This window comes from Cupriavidus sp. 01L45, from assembly GCF_056399885.1.
Genome location: NZ_JBFTSG010000019.1, coordinates 77275 through 95762, shown reverse-complemented (window position 1 = coordinate 95762; position 18488 = coordinate 77275). Strand labels below are relative to the sequence as shown.

17 protein-coding genes and 1 pseudogene are annotated in these 18488 nt (G+C 66.2%); 12 read left to right on the top strand and 6 right to left on the bottom strand.

Annotated elements, in window-relative coordinates:
- Positions 1-105 precede the first annotated feature (105 nt).
- On the top strand, positions 106-696 hold the full coding sequence (locus AC1DT6_RS15215) for a TetR/AcrR family transcriptional regulator (protein WP_477102834.1): 591 nt from the start codon (positions 106-108) through the stop codon (positions 694-696).
- A 119-nt stretch (positions 697-815) separates the two neighbouring features.
- Here AC1DT6_RS15215 and AC1DT6_RS15210 read toward each other — a convergent pair whose 3' ends face one another.
- The gene (locus tag AC1DT6_RS15210; protein ID WP_441633372.1) at positions 816-1697 is read right to left on the bottom strand and encodes a LysR family transcriptional regulator; all 882 of its coding nucleotides are present in this window, start codon (positions 1695-1697) and stop codon (positions 816-818) included.
- Positions 1698-1843: 146 nt separating this feature from the next.
- Between AC1DT6_RS15210 and AC1DT6_RS15205 the strand changes: the two genes are divergently transcribed.
- From AC1DT6_RS15205 to AC1DT6_RS15185, 5 genes are all read left to right on the top strand, one after another.
- Entirely contained in the window at positions 1844-2266 is a 423-nt protein-coding gene (locus tag AC1DT6_RS15205; RefSeq protein WP_441633370.1) for a VOC family protein, read from the top strand.
- A gap of 34 nt (positions 2267-2300) precedes the next feature.
- Complete coding sequence (locus tag AC1DT6_RS15200) at positions 2301-2996, top strand: fumarylacetoacetate hydrolase family protein (RefSeq protein ID WP_441633368.1); 696 nt, start codon at positions 2301-2303, stop codon at positions 2994-2996.
- 400 nt (positions 2997-3396) lie between these two features.
- A complete protein-coding gene (locus AC1DT6_RS15195; protein ID WP_441633366.1) occupies positions 3397-4188 on the top strand; it encodes an HpcH/HpaI aldolase family protein in 792 nt (263 codons plus the stop codon).
- 84 nt (positions 4189-4272) lie between these two features.
- Entirely contained in the window at positions 4273-5163 is an 891-nt protein-coding gene (gene glxR, locus AC1DT6_RS15190) for a 2-hydroxy-3-oxopropionate reductase (protein WP_441633364.1), read from the top strand.
- A 235-nt stretch (positions 5164-5398) separates the two neighbouring features.
- A complete protein-coding gene (locus AC1DT6_RS15185; protein WP_441633362.1) occupies positions 5399-5773 on the top strand; it encodes a hypothetical protein in 375 nt (124 codons plus the stop codon).
- 26 nt (positions 5774-5799) lie between these two features.
- Here the strand turns inward: AC1DT6_RS15185 and AC1DT6_RS15180 are convergent, their stop codons facing one another.
- The gene (locus AC1DT6_RS15180; protein ID WP_441633360.1) at positions 5800-6243 is read right to left on the bottom strand and encodes a MarR family winged helix-turn-helix transcriptional regulator; all 444 of its coding nucleotides are present in this window, start codon (positions 6241-6243) and stop codon (positions 5800-5802) included.
- 127 nt (positions 6244-6370) lie between these two features.
- Between AC1DT6_RS15180 and AC1DT6_RS15175 the strand changes: the two genes are divergently transcribed.
- Complete coding sequence (locus AC1DT6_RS15175; protein ID WP_441633358.1) at positions 6371-7909, top strand: DHA2 family efflux MFS transporter permease subunit; 1539 nt, start codon at positions 6371-6373, stop codon at positions 7907-7909.
- Between the two features lie 7 nt (positions 7910-7916).
- Here the strand turns inward: AC1DT6_RS15175 and AC1DT6_RS15170 are convergent, their stop codons facing one another.
- Positions 7917-8594 carry an alpha/beta hydrolase gene (locus AC1DT6_RS15170; RefSeq protein WP_441633356.1) on the bottom strand — a complete coding sequence of 226 codons (678 nt, stop codon included), beginning with the start codon at positions 8592-8594 and terminating at the stop codon, positions 7917-7919.
- Positions 8595-8798: 204 nt separating this feature from the next.
- Between AC1DT6_RS15170 and AC1DT6_RS15165 the strand changes: the two genes are divergently transcribed.
- Both AC1DT6_RS15165 and AC1DT6_RS15160 read left to right on the top strand, forming a co-directional pair.
- Complete coding sequence (locus AC1DT6_RS15165) at positions 8799-9164, top strand: hypothetical protein (protein WP_441633354.1); 366 nt, start codon at positions 8799-8801, stop codon at positions 9162-9164.
- Between the two features lie 79 nt (positions 9165-9243).
- Positions 9244-9684: a GFA family protein gene (locus AC1DT6_RS15160; protein ID WP_441633352.1), complete on the top strand. Its 441-nt coding sequence runs from the start codon at positions 9244-9246 to the stop codon at positions 9682-9684.
- Between the two features lie 51 nt (positions 9685-9735).
- On the opposite strand, the gene AC1DT6_RS15155 is transcribed toward AC1DT6_RS15160, so the two are convergent.
- The gene (locus AC1DT6_RS15155) at positions 9736-10695 is read right to left on the bottom strand and encodes a DMT family transporter (RefSeq protein WP_441633350.1); all 960 of its coding nucleotides are present in this window, start codon (positions 10693-10695) and stop codon (positions 9736-9738) included.
- Positions 10696-10878: 183 nt separating this feature from the next.
- Here AC1DT6_RS15155 and AC1DT6_RS15150 point away from each other — a divergent pair.
- Together AC1DT6_RS15150 and AC1DT6_RS15145 are read left to right on the top strand one after the other, a co-directional pair.
- A pseudogene (locus AC1DT6_RS15150) lies at positions 10879-11091 on the top strand (chromate resistance protein ChrB domain-containing protein); the annotation flags it as partial.
- Positions 11092-11147: 56 nt separating this feature from the next.
- A complete protein-coding gene (locus tag AC1DT6_RS15145) occupies positions 11148-12206 on the top strand; it encodes a DMT family transporter (RefSeq protein WP_441633348.1) in 1059 nt (352 codons plus the stop codon).
- Between the two features lie 102 nt (positions 12207-12308).
- Here the strand turns inward: AC1DT6_RS15145 and AC1DT6_RS15140 are convergent, their stop codons facing one another.
- Both AC1DT6_RS15140 and AC1DT6_RS15135 read right to left on the bottom strand, forming a co-directional pair.
- Entirely contained in the window at positions 12309-16124 is a 3816-nt protein-coding gene (locus tag AC1DT6_RS15140) for a hybrid sensor histidine kinase/response regulator (RefSeq protein WP_477111306.1), read from the bottom strand.
- A 5-nt stretch (positions 16125-16129) separates the two neighbouring features.
- Positions 16130-17296, bottom strand: coding sequence for a response regulator (locus AC1DT6_RS15135; protein WP_477114759.1), 1167 nt, complete (start codon positions 17294-17296; stop codon positions 16130-16132).
- 612 nt (positions 17297-17908) lie between these two features.
- Between AC1DT6_RS15135 and AC1DT6_RS15130 the strand changes: the two genes are divergently transcribed.
- Complete coding sequence (locus tag AC1DT6_RS15130; protein ID WP_441633342.1) at positions 17909-18328, top strand: hypothetical protein; 420 nt, start codon at positions 17909-17911, stop codon at positions 18326-18328.
- Positions 18329-18488 lie beyond the last annotated feature (160 nt).

Below are 18488 nucleotides of genomic sequence, written 5' to 3'. Positions count from 1 at the left end.
CGCCCGGGGCGTTTTTTTTTTCGGCGCGGCCTGGTCGGCGCGGCGAGCCGGTATTACGGACCAGGTGGTCTACAATCATGGTTTCCACTCCTGCCGCACGATTCCATGGCACGACCGCGCGAATTCGACGAAGACGAGGTTCTTGACCTGGCGCTCCGGGCATTCTGGGAAAACGGCTACGAGGGGACTTCGCTGGCCGACCTGCTCGAAGCCACCGGCCTGACAAAGTCGAGCCTTTATGGCGCGTTCGTCAACAAGGAGACGCTCTTCAGGAAAGTTCTCGAGCGCTACCATCAGCGCTATCTGGCCTTCCGGCAGGCTGCGCTGGCCGAGCCAACGCCGCGCCGGATCGCCGAGCGATTGCTGCATGGCATGGTCGAACTGCACACTGGCGCGGGCACGCCGCACGGCTGCCTCGAGACCAATGCCGCCCTGGCTTGCTCGCCCGGCAACGAAGCCATACGGGAGGCGCTTGCGTCGAACCGCAACGCCATTTGCGACCTGCTGCGCGATCGGTTCGAAGACGTCCTGGCCAGCGGGAATGGCCAGTTGCCGAAGGGGATGACGGCCGGCGGCGCCGCGCACTACATTGCCACCATCATCCAGGGCATGGCGGTGCGGGCCAAGAGCGGCGCGACGCGAGAGGACCTGCAGGCCGTCGTAGAGGCCACATTGCTGTCCTGGCCCAAGCGCTGAACGCACGCCAGCCTTGCCTGCCGTGGGCCGCGGCAGGCTTCTCGCTGGCCGCGCTTGCGATTGCCTGGATGGCGATGCAGCGCGGCCCGGCATGCATGCTTGCCGAGGAGACCGCCTGATTACACCGGGTCCCGCCAGTGAGCGGTCTCGGCAACGAGCGCATCGATCAGTGCCGCCATGGATGGCCGCTTGAGCGCCGACTGCCGGACCAGCACGCCGATCTCGCGAAAGACCGGTTCGCCCGGCAGCGGTATTTCCACGACGTTGCGCGCTGACTTGAGCGGGACCAGTTCCGCCGGAATGATCGCGCAGCCCAGCCCCTCGCCCACCATCTGCAGGATCACCGCTGGCTCGTCCAGCTCCATGCTCTCGTCCACCCACAGCCGGTGGCGCCGGAGATAGCGGTCCACCAGCTGGCCGCCCATGGAATGCCGGTTGTAGCGGATGAATGGCAACGCCGCCAGCGCCGCCTTCAGCTCGCGCGGCGAGCCGGAGGGCGCGATGCCGACAAAGCGCTCCCGCATCAGCGGCACCCATTTGAGTTCCTGGGGAATGCCAAGCCTGGGCCTGATCAGGACGGCTACGTCAAGCTCGCGGGCATCCACCTGGGTAAGCAACTGGGTGGACATGCCGGGAACGATATTGACGTGCGCCTTGGGAAAGCCGGCGCGCAGGCGCTTCATGGCCTTGGGCAGCAGCGTGGCCTGCACGGTCGAGACGGCGCCAAGATCCAGCGGCGTGGTATCCGGGGCCGAATGCACGCGGCCCTTCATCGACTCATAGAGCTCGACAAAGCGCATGGCCTCCGGAAGCAGCTTGCGGCCCTCCTCGCTCAGTGCGACCGACTTGCCGGCCCGGTCGAACAGGGCGCATCCCAGGTCTTCCTCCAGCCGGCGGATCTGCGTGCTCACAGCGGACTGCGTGAGGGCCAGGCGCGCGCCAGTGGCGGAAAAGGACGAGGTTTCGGCGGCGACCAGGAAGGTACGGAAATAGCGGATCATCCGGTGCGGCTCATGGTCCGATCATGGTTTTATATCGAAAATTTCTATGCTGAGCACAGAAATCATTCGTTTCATATTACGACTTCTGCTGATTACAATCAATGCGGACGCACTGCCGATACCCCCAACCCACAAGAGCCCCTCCCATGAGCGCAACGCCGTTGTTCCACCTGGCTTTTCCCGTCAACGACCTGGCGGAAGCCCGCCGCTTCTACGGCGGACTCCTCGGCTGCCCGGAAGGCCGCAGTTCCGATGCCTGGATCGATTTCAATTTCTACGGCCACCAGGTCGTCGCGCACCTCGCGCCGGAAGAATGCGGCCATCGCGCAACCAGTGCCGTCGATGGCGACGAGGTGCCGGTGCGGCACTTCGGCGCGATCCTGTCCATGGAAGCGTGGGAAGCACTGGCTGACAAGCTGCGCGCCGCTGACACCCGGTTCGTGATCGAGCCGCATGTACGCTTCAAGGGACAGGTTGGCGAGCAGGCCACGATGTTCTTCCTCGATCCGTCGGGCAATGCCCTTGAGTTCAAGGCCTTCGGCGACATCAGCCAGGTCTTTGCAAAGTAACCGCCTCCTCACATACGCCCCCAGGAACCCAGACATGACTGAATTCGTCATCCAGCCCGCCGGGCAGGCGAGCGTCGCCGTGGCCGGCAGCAGCGCCCGCTTCCCCATCCGCCGCGTGTTCTGCGTTGGCCGCAACTATGCGGCGCATGCGCGCGAGATGGGCAATGACCCGGACCGCGAACCGCCGTTCTTCTTCACCAAGCCGGCCGATGCGGTGGTAGCCGCGGAAGGAACCGTGCCCTATCCGCCGCTGACGGACAACCTCCATCATGAAATCGAACTGGTGGTGGCCATCGGCAAGGGTGGCGCCAACATCAAGCCGGAGCAGGCGCTCGAACTGGTGTGGGGCTACGGCGTTGGCGTGGACCTGACGCGCCGCGACCTGCAGGACACCGCCAAGAAGATGAGCCGCCCGTGGGACTGGTCGAAGGGCTTCGACGCCTCCGCCCCGTGCGGTCCGCTACAGCCCGCTGCCAGCATCGGGCACCCCGCCCACGGCCGCGTATGGCTCAAGGTCAATGGCGAGCCCCGCCAGGAAGGCAACCTGAACGAGCAGATCTGGCCCGTGGCGGACGTCATTGCCTACGTATCGCAAAGTGTGACCCTGGCGCCGGGTGACCTGATCTTCACTGGCACGCCGGCTGGCGTCGGCGCGCTGCAGCCGGGCGATGCGGTGACCGCGGGCATCGAAGGCGTCGGCGAGATCGCTTTCCGGATCGGCAAGCGCTGAGGCGAACGCCGCAAGGCCACTCATCGTATTTCCAGGTGCATCCGGGCCCGGTTTCCTGTTCGCGCCCGGCGGATTCCCCGCCGGGCCGTTTCAGCAGCAACAAAACGCTGCGACGGATCGCGGGGATATCCATCCAGGTGCGTCAATGTCGATTTCTTTTAGTAGGACATCCTACGACGAAAACGTCTAAAGCGGCAGGCGGGCGCTATCCGCCCCCAAGCCGGAGCGCCAGCCCCGAGCCGCCGCTAAATTGATAGAAGCAGACGATCATCGCCGACACTTCCCGCCGTCTCTTGACGAAGCGCGTGTAAAGCTTATACTTCCCTCCAAGTTGTACGATAACTTATAAGTTGGCGGCACAGGGCAACCAGCGCCGGACAAACCCATGCGAGGAGAGACAATGCGCGAGAACCGGATTCGGAAAATGTGGGCGGGGGGGCACGCTGTCATCAACGGCTGGCTGTCCATCCCCAGCGGCTTCGCCGCGGAGACCATGGCCCACCAGGGCTGGGATTCACTGACGGTGGACCTGCAGCATGGCGCCGTCGACTACCGCGACGCCATCACCCTGTTCACCGCGATCTCCACCACGGACACCGTGCCCGTGGTACGGGTGCCGTGGAACGAGCCGGGCATCCTGATGAAGGTGCTCGACGCCGGCGCGTACGGTGTCATCTGTCCGATGATCAATACCCGCGAAGACGCGGAACGGTTCGTCGCCGCCACCCACTACCCGCCGCTGGGCACGCGCAGCTTCGGACCGATCCGCGGCTTGCTTTATGGCGGCGCCGACTATCCGGAACACGCCAACGAGACCATCGTCACCTTCGCGATGATCGAGACCATGCAAGGGCTCAACAACCTGGACGACATCCTCTCGGTCCAGGGGCTCGATGCCGTCTATATCGGCCCGTCCGATTTGTCGCTGGCGCTCGGTTGCAGGCCCACCTTCGACGATGTCGACCCGCCCGTTGCGGACGCCATTGCGCATGTGCTTTCGCGCGCCAAGGCCCACGGCGTAGTCGCCGGCATCCACAACGGCGCGCCGGAGGCGGCATTGCGCCGGATCGAACAGGGCTTCCAGTTTGTCACGGTGGGCTCCGATGCGCGGCTGATGGCGGCCGGCGCCAGGCAGGTGGTCACGCAGATGCGTGCCGGGCAAGCCGCCCCGGGGCAGGCATCGGGCTATTGATATCTTTGATTTGCGGTTTGCGATTTGAAACACCGGCATCGCGGCGTACGCGATGCCAGTGCCATGCACTAACGGAGAACAAAAGTGAAGCTTGGATTTATCGGCCTTGGCATCATGGGCACCCCGATGGCGGCGAACCTCATCGCCGGCGGCCACGAAGTCAGCTTGTCCAGCCGCAGCGGCGTGCCGCAAAGCTTGCTGGACAGCGGCGGCGTGGCCTGCGGCAGCGGCAAGGAAGTGGCCGAACGGGCCGACGTGATCTTCCTGATGGTGCCGGACACGCCCCACGTGGAAGCGGCGCTGTTCAACGAGGGCGGCATTGCCGACGGACTGAGCGCCGGCAAGATCGTGGTCGACATGAGTTCGATCTCGCCTATCGCCACCAAGGCATTTGCCAAGCGTATCGACGCGCGCGGCTGCCAGTACCTGGATGCGCCGGTATCGGGCGGCGAGGTCGGCGCGCGCAATGCCACGCTGTCCATCATGGTGGGCGGGCCGGAGGCTACCTTCGAAACGGTACGGCCGCTGTTCGAACTGATGGGCAAGAACATCACGCTGGTGGGCGACAACGGCGCGGGGCAAACCGCCAAGGTCGCCAACCAGATCATCGTGGCGCTGAACATCGAGGCGGTCGCCGAAGCGCTGCTGTTCGCGTCCAAGGCGGGCGCGGACCCGGCGCGCGTGCGCCAGGCGCTGATGGGCGGCTTTGCCTCCTCCAAGGTGCTGGAAGTGCATGGCGAACGCATGATCAAGCGCACGTTCGAACCGGGTTTCCGCATCGGGCTGCACCAGAAGGACCTGAACCTTGCGCTGTCGAACGCCCGGGAGATGGGGCTGTCGCTGCCGAATACCGCCACCTGCCAGGAATTGTTCAATGCGTGCACAAGCCATGGTGGCGCGGGCTGGGATCATTCGGGGCTGGTCAGGGCGCTTGAGCTGATGGCCAACCATGAAGTCGCCCCCAAGCAAGGCTGAAGCCCCCGCAGCAACCATGCGATCCGGACCGGATTCCACGCCGACCGGATCGCAGGCATCGCGTTGCGGCAGGCGCAGGCAGCATCGGTGGTGAACGGTTGGTGCAAGGCAAAATGCGGTGCCGTGCAAATACGGAAATTTCCGAAGGGCGAGCGACCGCATACGCAGTATGCTTTTGCGAGCCCGCCACTCTCGCGTTGGAGCAGGCGGACCTCCACACTATGAGGAGCTTGCATTGCGTCCCACCGACCGAGCCGGTCCCAAGCCGATCGCCAGCGCCGGCAGTCCGACTGATCCGCCCTTCGTCTTCAGCACGCTAAGCGATCTCATCGCCGAAGTGCTCAGCCTGAGCCGTCCCGCCGAACCCGGGGATCCGCCCCGCGTAGCCGAACTGACCGCCCAGATCGATGCGCTGAACCGCAGCCTCGGCGAGCGCATGGCGAACGGCTGCGCCGAATTGCAGAGTGTCAGCGCCGGCCTGGACAGCGTGCTGCAGCTAGCGGAGTTGCAGAGCGAGAAAGCCGAAGAAGCCTATGGCTTGTACTGCCTGCTGAAGCTGCTGAAGCTGCAGCTGGATGACGCGGTGGAAGACATGCACCGGCTGCTTTGAGCGATGCATCGTACGCGCCCTTCCCGTCAGCGATCGACAATCGTGCCGAGATTGACCCGCACGCGCTGGAGCAAGCGGATCAACTGCTCCCGCTCCTGCGCGCTGAGCCCTGCCAGCGCTTCCTCGGCAACCTCATCCCCGACCCGGCGCGCCTTGTCCAGTGCCTTCTCCGCCTTGGGCGTCATGCGCACCACCCGTTCCCTGCGGTCCGCGGGGTTCGGCAGCCGTTCGATCCAGCCGCCCTCTTCCATCCGGTCCAGCAGGCGGCCAGCCGAGATCGGCGCGACTTCAAGCAAGTCGGCCAGCCGCACCTGGTTGACTTCACCGTAGTGCGACAGGTAGGCGAGCGCGCGGCATTGCGCCCTGGTGAGATCAAGGGACGACTTCGCCAGGTCGTCGAAGCGCTTGCCGCTGAGCCGGCCGACGTCCGAGACCAGGAAGCCAAAGCGTTTTTCCAGTTTCGTTTCCATGGCGCGATTGTACAAACATCTACCTCCGTGGACGCGGTACCGCCAGCGAAAACCGCCTTGCCATGCCTTGTGGCGTCCGTATAATAAGCATGCTTATCATATCCCCGTCCACCAGCCTGCCTTATCCATGTCATCCGAAGCGGTAGCAGGGCGCGTAGCGATGCCGCTCAACCGGCCCATGATCACCATCTCGATCATGGCCGCCACCCTGATCCAGACACTAGACAGCACCATCGCCAATGTGGCGCTGCCGCATATGCAAGGCAGCCTGTCGGCATCGCAGGATGAAATCACATGGGTGCTGACCTCGTACATCGTCGCTGCCGCGATCGCCACGCCGCTGACCGGCTGGCTGTCCGACCGGCTCAGTGTGAAGCGCCTGCTGGCCGTCTCGATCACGGGCTTCACCATCGCTTCCGCGTTCTGCGGGCTCTCGGACACACTCGCGCAGATCGTGGCCTCCCGGCTGCTGCAAGGCATCTTCGGGGCGTCGCTGGTACCGCTGTCGCAATCGATCCTGCTGGACATCAATCCCCGCGAAAAGCAGGGACAGGCGATGGCGGTCTGGGGAATGGGGGTGATGGTGGGCCCGATCCTCGGCCCGACGCTGGGTGGCTGGCTCACCGACAGCTATAACTGGCGATGGGTGTTCTTCATCAACGTGCCGATTGGCGCCTTCGCGCTGTTTGGCGTGCTGTCGTTCCTGCCCGCCAGGGCGGCGGAGCGGGCGGTGAAGTTCGATGCCTTCGGCTTTATCACGCTTGGCCTGGCGATCGGCGCGCTGCAGGCCATGCTGGACCGCGGCGAGCAGCTGGACTGGTTTGGCTCGCTGGAGATCCGGATCGAAGCCATCCTGGCCGGAGTGAGTTTCCTCTACTTCCTCGCGCACACCGCCACCGCCGGGCCAAAGTCGTTTTTCCGCTACCAGTTGCTGAAGGACCGCAACTTCGCCACCGGCGCCTGCTTTATCTTCGTGATCGGCGCGGTCATGTACGCCACCCGTGCGCTGCTGCCGCCGATGTTGCAGAACCTGATGGGCTATCCCGTCGCCACCACCGGACTGGTCACCGCGCCAAGCGGCGCGGGCACCATGCTTTCAATGCTGCTGGCCGGACGCCTGCTCAAGCGCATCGACGCGCGCGTGCTGCTGCTGTCGGGCTTCCTGATCTCCGCCTTCGCGCTGTGGCAGATGATGCAATATACCGTCGTGCTGTCGGTCTCCGACATCGTCTGGCCCGGCATCATCCAGGGCTTCGGGCTGGGGCTGGTGTTCGTGCCGCTCAGCGCGCTGACATTCTCCACGCTCGCCCCGGAGCTGCGCGCGGACGGCACCGCCACCTACAGCCTGATGCGCAATATCGGCAGCAGTATCGGCATCTCCGTCATCCAGACCTTGATGACGCGCAACACACAGGTTGCCCACGCCGACCTGGCTGCCAATGTGAGCGTGTACAACCCGGCCATGCAGGCGCTGCTGGCAAGCGGCTCGCGCTACGACCTGGCCATGCTCAACCAGTCGATCAACCAGCAGGCTTCGATGATCGCCTACCTCAACGATTTCAAGGTCATGTTCCTCGCGACCCTGCTGGTGGTGCCGCTGATCCTGCTGATCAGGCCCACGCACCATGCCGGCGGCGACGCGGTCGCGCATGCGGCCATGGACTGACGCACGGCTAGCCGGCCGCCCTGCCCAGCCTCTGCCGGTGGTCCAGGTACTCCGCCACGGCGCGCTGGAACACGGGCAGCTTGCCGGTGAAGAAGTGGTTGGCGCCGGGCACCACCACAACGGGCAACTCCTGCGGGCGCGCCCAGTCGAACACGGCTTGCAGCGGTACGTTGGTGTCCAGTTCGCCGTGGATGACGAAGGTATCGGCAGGCACCGCGGGGGTGTCGTAATTGCGGCCGCCGGCGGCCGGGCCTGCCGGCATGCCGGCCAGGATCAGGTGTGCGATCTGTTCGCCGTCCTCCAGCAACTGCTTTGCCACGCGCGTCTGCACATAGGCGCCGAATGAGAAGCCGGCCAGCGCCAGCGGCAGGTCCGGGTGCGCCTGCCTGAGATGCCGGACGGCCAGAAGCATGTCATCCGTCTCGCCCTGCCCTGCGTCGTGACTGCCCTGCGTACCGCCCACGCCCCGGAAGTTGGGCCGCACGGCCAGATAGCCGCGCGCCTGGAAGATCCTGGCCAGCGCCACCGGAATCTTGTGCTCGGCGCTGCCGCCAAGCAGAGGATGCGGGTGCGCGATCACCGCGATGCCGGCAGGAGGCCCTTGCGGCGAATCCGCCAGGGCCTCGATGCGGCCGGCGGCGCCATCGAACCAGATGCGATTGTCTGAGGGAGAAAGCGAAGACATAGGGTATGGGAGGTAAGGCACAGGCAGTGGCAAGGCGAGCCGGTCAGCGCTGACGCCAGGGCTGCGGCCGCGAAGCCGCATTGTAATGCCGGGGGAGCGCGCGTGACAGACGGCGGCATGGAGGAGGATTCACCCACGGCCGCCGGTGCCTATACTCGTTGCACCACATCTGCGGCCGTCCGGCACCGCTCAGGAGGACATCTCATGGCTGCCCCTGCCCCCGATCCCGCGCCAGCCGCAAAGGCGGCAAGCGTGGCGCCCCAGGTCGTGCCGGCGGGCTACCGGCAAGGCATCATCACCGCCATCACGGTATTGCTTGGCTTCTCGCTGGCGTTCTGGCGCTTCTGGGGCTTCGAGAGCCCCGGCCGCTGGAGCACCCAGGCACTGCTCGCCGCCGCCTCGCTGCTGGCCGCCGTGTGCCTGCAGATCGTTGCCCTGTTCCGCTCGCTGCGGGTGGAGGATGACCAGGTGCCGGAATACCGCAAGACGGTGCGCTGGTTCATCGCCTCGGCGGTCGTGCTGCTGATCGGATTGTTCGGCGCCATGCTTGACGCGGCCATCACGGGATGACCGCGCGCCGGCGCCAGGCAGCCCGGCCCGGCGCCAAGTAGAATGCTCCTCGTCATTCAAAAGACAGGAGACAATGCCCATGACAATCCCCGCTACGTTGGAGTGCCTTTGCGGCCAGGTCCAGCTTCGTATTAGCGGAGCGCCGGTGGCCAGGGCCAATTGCCATTGCCAGGCTTGCCGGGATTTCTATGCGACGCCGGTATTTGCCGCCACGGCCTGGGAGCCGGCGCAAGTACTGGTGGAACGCGGCGCCGAGCACCTGGCCACGTACCACCACAGAACGCGGCAACTCGAGCGCCAGTTCTGCCGGCAGTGCGGCGAGACGCTGGTCGGCACCAACCGGCTTGGCATGTCGGTCATTCCCAACAGCCTCTTCGCGCGGGCAAGTGGCGGCGCGCTGCCGGAGGCCCTGCAACCGGCCATGCACCTGTTCTACCGGCATCGCGTGGTGGACGTGGAGGATCAGTTGCCGAAGTTCCTGGACGGATGGGATGGCCCGCTGCACAAGGCAGGGTTCTGAGCCGCCCGGCAAGCTCGCTCTCACTGAGGCTGCAGATGTACGACGGGTTGGTCACGCGCGGCCCGTCGGCGTTGCAGGCTTTGCGCCGGCGGGGCGCTCCCGCGCGGGCATCGTCATGGCAGCGACGCCGGCAACCACGCACGCCAGGCCGGCCCATGCCCCGGCCGTAAGCGACTCGCCGAGAAACACGATGCCGATGGCGACGCCGATCGGCACGCGCAGATAGGCTTGCGCCGTGGTTCCCACAGGACCCAGTGTGCGCACCAGGCGAAAGTAGATGACAAAAGCCAGCGCGGTGGAAAAAACCGATAGCGCCAGCAAGGCGGCCAGCGACGACATTGACGGATGCAGCGTCCAGGGCCGGTCCATGACCAGGCTTGCCGGCACCAGCAATGCCGCCCCCACGATCATCGAACCGGCCGCGGGCGCCGCCGGCGCCAGGTCCCTGAACGAGCGGCCGTAGATGGCCGCGCCGGCATAGCAGGCGGTGGCGGCAACAATGGCGAGTTGCGGCAACAACTGTTGCCCGAGGCCGCCCAGCACGCTGGTGCCGACGATCATGCAAATGCCCGCGAGCCCGGCGATCACGCCGAACAGCTTGCGCGCCGCGATGCGTTCGTGGCGGGTGACCAGCCAGGTTCCCAGCACGGCCATCACCGGCGAGGCGGCGTTCAGGATCGTCGCCAGGCCGGCCGGAACCGACTGCTCGGCCCAGGCGATGAGCGTAAAGGGCACCACGCTGTTCAGCATGGCCTGCACGGCAAAGCGGCGCCAGGTTCCAGCATCACGCGGCATCGGCATGCCCCTGGCGGCCATCCAGGCCACCAGCAGCGCGCCGGCGATCAGTGTTCTTGCCGCGATCAGCGTCACCGGGGGAATCGTGGCAACGCCGAGCCGGATAAAGGTGTAGGACGCGCCCCATAGCGTGGACAAGGCCAGCAGCAGCGCCAGGTCCGGCGCGGGCCCGCTGGCGTGGGCCGCGCGCGCATCCGCGGTGGGGTTGGCTGGCATGCGGTTCTCCCGGGGAAGGCATCGCAACCATTGTGGGCATGCGACGCGGGCGAACGTTTCAGCGTGTGCTGAACAATGGATTGCAAGCCATGCACCGGCGCGGTCATCGGGCAGCCCTTGGCGAAGTTACGCTATCACCACAAATCCATCCAGAGCCAGTATCAGCGAGCGCGCGGATCGCATATGCGCGGGGCGGATATCTCGCGGCTGGACCTCACTGCGCAATCGGCGGGGCTATATGCCATCTCGCGGGGCCTGTCGCACGTGTTCGCCGACGATCACGAGATGCTCGCGCACGGCATGGTGATGTATGACGCCCTTTTCGCCTGGTGCCTGCACTGCCAGGCGGAAGAACATCGCTGGTCGCCGGTCATGCCTGCCCAGGACACGCCCTGACGCGGCCTGGCCGGGCGACAATACGTTAACAACCAACCAGCCAGTGCCATACGCCCATGTCCCTGCGCACCGCCGCCCCCGCCCTGGCCTCCGCGCTGCTGTTCGGGGCAAGCACGCCACTTGCCAAAGCCCTGGCCGGATCCGTCCCGCCCTTGCTGTTGGCGGGCTTGCTTTACCTGGGCAGCGGCCTGGGTCTTGGCCTGCTGCTGGTGCTGCGGCGCATCGGGATGGGCTCCGGCAATGCCGGTACCCAGATGCCTGGCATTCCGCGCCGGGAAATGCCGTGGCTGCTGGGCGCCATCCTCGCCGGCGGCATGGCCGGGCCGGCCTTGCTGATGAGCGGCCTGGCCGGAACTAGCGCGGCGTCGGCTTCCCTGCTGCTGAACGTGGAAGGCGTGTTCACCGCGCTGATCGCCTGGGTGGTCTTCAGGGAGAATGCCAGCCGCCCGATCGTGATCGGCATGGCCGCCATCGTTGCCGGCGGCTTGCTGCTGTCCTGGCAGCCGGGCCGCCTGCCATTGTCAGCCGGCGCCTTGCTCATCATCGGTGCGTGTCTGTGCTGGGCCATCGACAATAACCTCACGCGCAAGGTGTCGAGCAACGACGCCGTGTTGATCGCCTGCATCAAGGGCTTGGCGGCCGGTCTCTGCAACACGGGGCTGGCCCTTGCCACCGGCGCCCGGTTGCCGGCGCTGCCCGCGCTGGGCGCGGCCATGGCCATCGGGTTCCTCGGGTACGGCGTCAGCCTGGCGCTCTTTGTCATCGCGTTGCGGCTGCTGGGTACCGCCCGCACAGGTGCCTATTTTTCCGTGGCGCCGCTGTTCGGCGTGGCGATTTCACTGGCCATGTGGCCCGAGCCGCCACATGTGGTGTTCTACGCGGCGGCCTTGCTGATGGCGCTGGGTGTCTGGCTGCACCTGCGCGAGCATCACGAGCACGAGCACACCCACGAGCCGCTCGAACACAGCCACACGCATCGCCACGATGCGCATCACCAGCATGAACACGACTTCCCCTGGGACGGGCGGGAGCCGCACCGGCACCTGCACCGGCATGCCCCCCTGGTCCACAGGCATCCGCACTATCCGGATATCCATCACAGGCATTCGCACTGACGCCGCCTGCGCGAACGCGCGGCACCGCGAGATCTGGCTGCGCGCCGCCGATGGCTATGTCGTGGCGATCGCGAGCCAGTATGGCAATCCCGGCCCGGCGGCCTAGCCGCCAAGGGTTTCCAGTGCCCCCTGATAGTCGTAGCAATCCAGTTGCGCCTGCAGGCGCTTGCACGCGTCGGCAGACAGGCCGCGGGCAATGACGTCGCGGTAGCGGGCGAACGTGTTGTTGGCCTCGCTATCGGCCCCCTCCAGTTGTCCGCGTAGTGCTTCCAGGACGGCAGCCAGCGCGGCATCCTGGCGATCGGGGCCGGCCGCCGGCACGGCGCCGGGCTGGGGTGAAGCGTCCTGAGCCGGCAAGTGCGCGCGCAGGACATCGAGCAACGGCAGCAAGGCCGCGCGCAGGACAGCCAGCAGTTTGACGGAATCCGGGCGCCCGGGCGCGGTCGGCAGCAACAAGCTCGCCTCCAGCGTAGCCGCGGCGGAGGAAAGCGCCATGGCGCCAAGATTGGCGGCCAGTCCCTTGAGCGAATGGGCCAGCGACAAGGCGCCGTCACGGTCGCCCCGGGCCATGCGCTCGCCGATGCGGTCCGGCATGTCGGCATAGCCCGCGGCGAAGCGTTCGAGCAACTGGCCATAGACCTCCACGCGGCCACTCACACGCCCCAGGCCGCCGTTCACGTCCAGGTGCGGGGAGGCCGCCAGCGCGTCGACCCAGGCCGGCCGGGCAACGGCTTGCGGCGCCGGATCTCCGCCACCGGGAACCGACAGCCATTGGCGCAGGGTGGCATAGAAGGCCGCCGGAATGATCGGCTTGGCGATATGGTCGTTCATGCCCGCCGCCAGGCAACGCGCCCGGTCTTCCGGCAGCGCATTGGCCGTCATGGCGATCACCGGCAAGCTCGCGAAACCCGGCAGCCCCCGGATGCGCCTGGTGGCTTCGAACCCGTCCATCACGGGCATCTGCACATCCATCAGGACAAGATCGTAGGCACCGGCCTGGACCTGGTTCAGCGCAATGGCACCGTTCTCCGCCACGTCCGGGTAGATCCCCGCGGCCTGCAGCAAGTGAACCGCAACCTCCCGGTTGATGTCGTTGTCCTCCACCAGCAACACCCGTGCGCTGGGCAAGGAGAGCATCGCGTCCGGCGCGCTCTCCCGCGCCTCGGCGGCGTCCTCCGGGGCATCCTCGTCGGCGGCCAGCGTGCGCACGGTCGCCTCCAGCAAGATCGAGGCGCTCACCGGCTTGATCAGGGTCGCATCGAAGCCGGAGCGCTCGCCTTCGCGCAAGACTTCCTCGCGGCCGTGCGCGGTGATCATGACCCGGCGGGGACGCGGGTGGCGCAGGCGCATGGCATCGATATGGCGGGCGGTCTCGATGCCGTCGAGACCAGGCATCTTCCAGTCGATGAACACGGCCTGGTACGGGTCGGCGGCCTCGTCAGCCAACGCGATTTTCGCCAGCGCGGCCCGGCCGGAGGCGGCCTCGTCCACGCGGAAGCCAAAGTTGCGCAGCATGGAGATGACGACCTGGCGCGCGTAGTCGTGATCGTCCGCCACCAGCAGACGGCAGCCGGCAAGCTGCGGTGCGACCATGGCACGGGCAGGCCGCTTCTTTCCTGCCTGCAGGTCGAGTTCGAACCAGAAGGTGCTGCCCTGGCCAGGGGTGCTGTCCACCCCCAGCGTGCCGCCCATCAGTTCCACCAGGCGGCGGCAGATGGCCAGGCCGAGGCCGCTGCCGCCGTAGCGGCGCGTGGTCGAGGCATCGGCCTGCTCGAAGCTCTGGAACAGGCGGGAGTGCGTGGCCGCATCGATGCCGATGCCGGTGTCGCGCACTTCGAAGCGCAGGCGGATGCGGGGCTGGGATTCGCCGGCGCCGCGGCGTTCGACGCGGATGACAATTTCGCCCTGATGGGTGAACTTGACCGCGTTGTTGGCGAAATTGATCAGGATCTGCCTGAGCCGAAGCGGATCGCCGCGCAACGAGTCCGGCACGTCCGGGGCGACTTCGACGATCAGTTCGAGATGCTTGGCGACGGCGCGCTCGGCCACCAGGTCGCTCACCGTGCGCAACATCCGTTCCAGCGAAAAATCGATCCGCTCGATTTCCAGCTTGCCGGCTTCGATCTTCGACAGGTCGAGAATGTCATCGATGATCTCCAGCAGATGCTGCCCGGAATGCTGGATCTTTTCCAGGTAGCCGCGTTGCTTCTCATCGAGCCGCGTGCGCAGCGCCAGGTGCGCCATGCCGATCACCGCGTTCATCGGGGTACGGATTTCATGGCTCATATTGGCCAGGAAGCTGGCCTTGGCATGGGCGGCGCTCTCGGCGGCCTGCTTGGCGACGACCAGCTCGGCATTGGCCTGGGCCAGTTCCCAGGTCCGCTCTTCGACCCGGCCTTCCAGCGTCTGGGACAGCGATTTCAGGCGGTGATTGGCCTCCACCTGCTCCGTGATATCGATGCCCACGGCACCGACCCCCACCACTTCGCCGGTGTGCGGGTCACGCACGGGAAAGCGCATCATCTGCAGCTGGCGCTCGCCAAGCGGTGTCTGCATGGCGTAGATGTGCTCCTCTGCCTTGCCCGAGGACATCACGCGCTCTTCCATCTCCCAGCGCGCCCGGGCTTCGTCCGCTGCCGTGTTGAACTCCCAGGTAGCCTTGCCCAGCACGTCGGCCTCGCTCGCTCCCAACAGGGCTTGCGTGGTCGGATTGGCGGCAAGCATGACGTGCTGGCGGTCCTTGAGCGACATGATCGCGGGCGAATGCTCGAGCATGGCGCGCATCCTCTCCTCGCTTTGGGCCAGGAGCCGGCCCTCCCGCCGCAGGATCCAGGTGGCGATGGCGATCAGCAGCAGGATGATGGCGGTCAGCGCCACCACGACATTTCGCGTGAACAGATAGGAGGAGAACGCCTCGCCCATCTCCTGCTCCACGATCAGCCCCACCTCCAGGCCGGGGATCCACCTGGCCGCGCCCGCGACCCGTTCGCCGCGGAAGTCCGGATAGTCGAAGGCAAGCACCGGCGCGCGGTCGCGCAGCACGCTCCCGGCGACCAGGGTCAGCGGGCCGTCCTGCTGGCCGCTCCCCCCGGCCTTGCCTGGCTGCAGAGGCACCCGGGCAGCGATATTGAGCATGGACGACGTATTCCGTGCCAGCCTGCCCGTTGCCGCCAGCTCGCGCGTGAAGCGGCTGGGAGAGGCCAGCCTGGCCTGGCTGTCGATGGCGTACAACTCGCCGGTACGGGCAAAGCGACCCGCTTCGATGATCGGCAGCATCACAGCGCGGGGATCCACCCGCAGGCACAACACGCCGATGTTGTGTCCCGCGTCGGACAGGCGGGCGCACACCACCTGGAACGGCAAGTCGGCCAGCGCGCCCGATGCGTCACGGGTTGGCTCCGGGGCCGGATAAGGGGGCGAGACCGCGCTGCCCTCCTCCAGCGCCCGCCTGGCGGTCCTGGCGGATTCCGGCAACAACGGGAGGCCGATGCGGCTGGGCAGTTCCGATGCGACGATCTGGAGTGCCGGCGTGGCCAGGGCAAAGCCCAGGTAGCCATTGCTCTGGTAGAGCGGCGTCGCCCATCGCTCAAACCTGGCCGCCGCCTCGCGGTCCGGCGACGGCTGGCCTTGCGCGGATAGCAACGGCCGCGCGAGCCTGAGCCCCTCCGCCATGCGCGCTATCGTTCCCGCCCGCCGCTGCTGTTCTCCGCTCCACAGCCCCAGCAGGCGCGCGTTGGCCGCCAGGGTCGACTCCATGCGCGCGCCCAGGATGGCGCGGTTATTCTCGTACACCAGGTGGATGGCGCCGCCGGAAAGCAGGCAGACCGCCAGCATGAGGAGCACGGGGCACACATAGCGCCAGGCACCGGGACGCATCCCCCGCTTGCGCCAGCCAGGCAGGGAATCAGAGACAGCCATGGCGATCATTCTCCAGGGGTCGCGGCTGAATAACCGTTGGCGGCCAGCAGCTCCGCCTCGCGCGCATGGTCCGCGTCGGTATCGGCGTAGCGTTGCGAAATGGCGTGGAACTCATGGGCGATCGCCAGGAACGCATCGACCATGTCCGGATCGAAATGACGGCCGCGGCCTTCGCCGATCATGCGCACCGCCTGCTCGTGCGGGAACGCCGGCTTGTAGACCCTCCGGCTGATCAGCGCATCGTATACGTCGGCAACCGCCATGAGGCGCGCGGACACCGGAATCGCATCTCCCGACAACCCTTCCGGGTAGCCGCTGCCATCCCACTTCTCCTGGTGATAGTGCGCAATCTCCCGCGCGTAGCGCAGGAAGGAGTTGGGAGCGCCGCACTGGGCCTCGGCTTGCGCGATGGCATCCCGCCCGAGGATGGTGTGGGTCTTCATGATCTCGAACTCTTCGGCGRTCAGCTTGCCTGGCTTGAGCAGGATGCGGTCCGGGATGCCCACCTTGCCGATGTCGTGGAGCGGTGCCGACTTGAACAGCAACGCGATGGTCTCGTCGTTGAGTTCCTCGCTGAAACGCGGGTGGTGCTGCAACGCCTGCGCCAGCCGCCGCACATAGTGCTGGGTACGCCGCAGATGGTTGCCGGTTTCGTTGTCGCGCGTCTCCGCCAGCGATGCCATGGCCATGATGGTGACATCCTGGATCATGGATATCTCCCGCATCCGCCGCTGTACCTCCTGCTCCAGGTAGGCCGACTTGTCCCGCAGGAAATCCCTGGCGTTCTTGAGCGTGAGATGGGTGGCGATCCTGGCGTGCATCACCAGCGGGCTGAGCGGCTTCATGATGTAGTCCACGGCGCCAACCTGGAACCCGCGCGTCTCGTCGTGCTCGCCGGTGCGGGAAGTGAGGAAGATCACCGGCACGTCCATGGTGGCCGGATTCGCCTTGAGCTGCCGGCACACCTCGTAGCCGTCCATGTCGGGCATCATCACATCGAGCAGGATCAGGCTTGGCGGCGCTGCCGACGCGATGCGCACCGCCACGCCGCCGGAAGTCGCCACCTTCACCCGATAGCGATCCTGCAGCAACGCGGCCATCATCGCGATGTTCTCCGGAACATCGTCCACCACCAGAATCGTGGGCTGTGCGTCGGGATTGTCTGGGCGCATGGGAGAGTCAGATAGGGATATTTGCCGGGCAGGCGATGTCCGCGCGCGCCCGGCCCGGGACGCAACAAAGCAAGGGGCATCCCAGCCCCTGCTTGCCATAACGGTTGTATTGCGCCGCAATTCAGCCCCACTTGCGGAGGGCTCAAGTATTGGCCCTGCCGGCCGTTAACCCGAGCCCGCACCGAGCCCGCGCCGAGCCCRCGCGCACGGCGACCTGCCGGCGCCGCGCGCCAGCGACAAGAAAAAAAGCCCACCGAAGTGGGCTTTCCAAGAGGGACGGACAACGGTCGCATGGCATTGACGCTGACACCCCGCAATCATTTCAATGCTCGCCGGCTACGTCGGAAGACGTGTCCGCATTGCCGGCGCCGCCAGACGGCGCGCCGGCATGGTGCCCGACCAACAGCGAATTCCCGCAGACATCAAGGTCCGTCTTTCGCTGGATCGAAGCACCGGCGGCATTGTCATCGGGTCTCGCAGAATCGAAAAGAGTAAAAATACTCCCCCTCTCCGCTACTCCCCCGACGCCCCCGGCAACGGATGCGAATACAGGCTCGGCGATCTGAGTACTTCTACTCTTTCGCGGCAGCCGTCGCCGAGCCATCATGAGGCATGGAATCTCATCAGCAATCTGCTCGCCATACCTTGCGCATCGACCAGTGGACGATGGCGGTGGGCAGCGGGGAAACCGCGCTGGAATACGACGACTGGTTAAGCCGCATTCTCAACAGTCTGGCGCCCGACGTGCCGGGGCATGCCATATCGAGAGTGATCCGCGAAGGCCGGAGCGAGTTCCGGCTTGAACATCGCGCGCGCTATGAGGTCCGGCATCCCGACATCGGCGTCCGGCGCTTCGTGTGCGCAATCGACAGCGATGCGACGTTGATCGCTTTCGAGCATACGGTGTCTGGTGTCCGCTACCCATGGGTGACGATCAACGGCGTATTCACCCAGATTGAACTGCGCACGCTCAGGTTCCTGTCCGCCGGACTCGACCTGTGTGCTGCCCCGGTCGGCGCGGAACGCCGCTGAATCGTTGGCAGTTCCAGCGACTGATGTGATGGCCGGCACCACGCTTTCCGGTCCAGAGCCCGCCTTGCGCGTGAGGATTAGCAGCATGGCCGATTCTTGCAGGGAAACAGCACTCCCCGTGTCCCCCCCCTTGCAGATGAAGTGCCAGATTCATGCACCG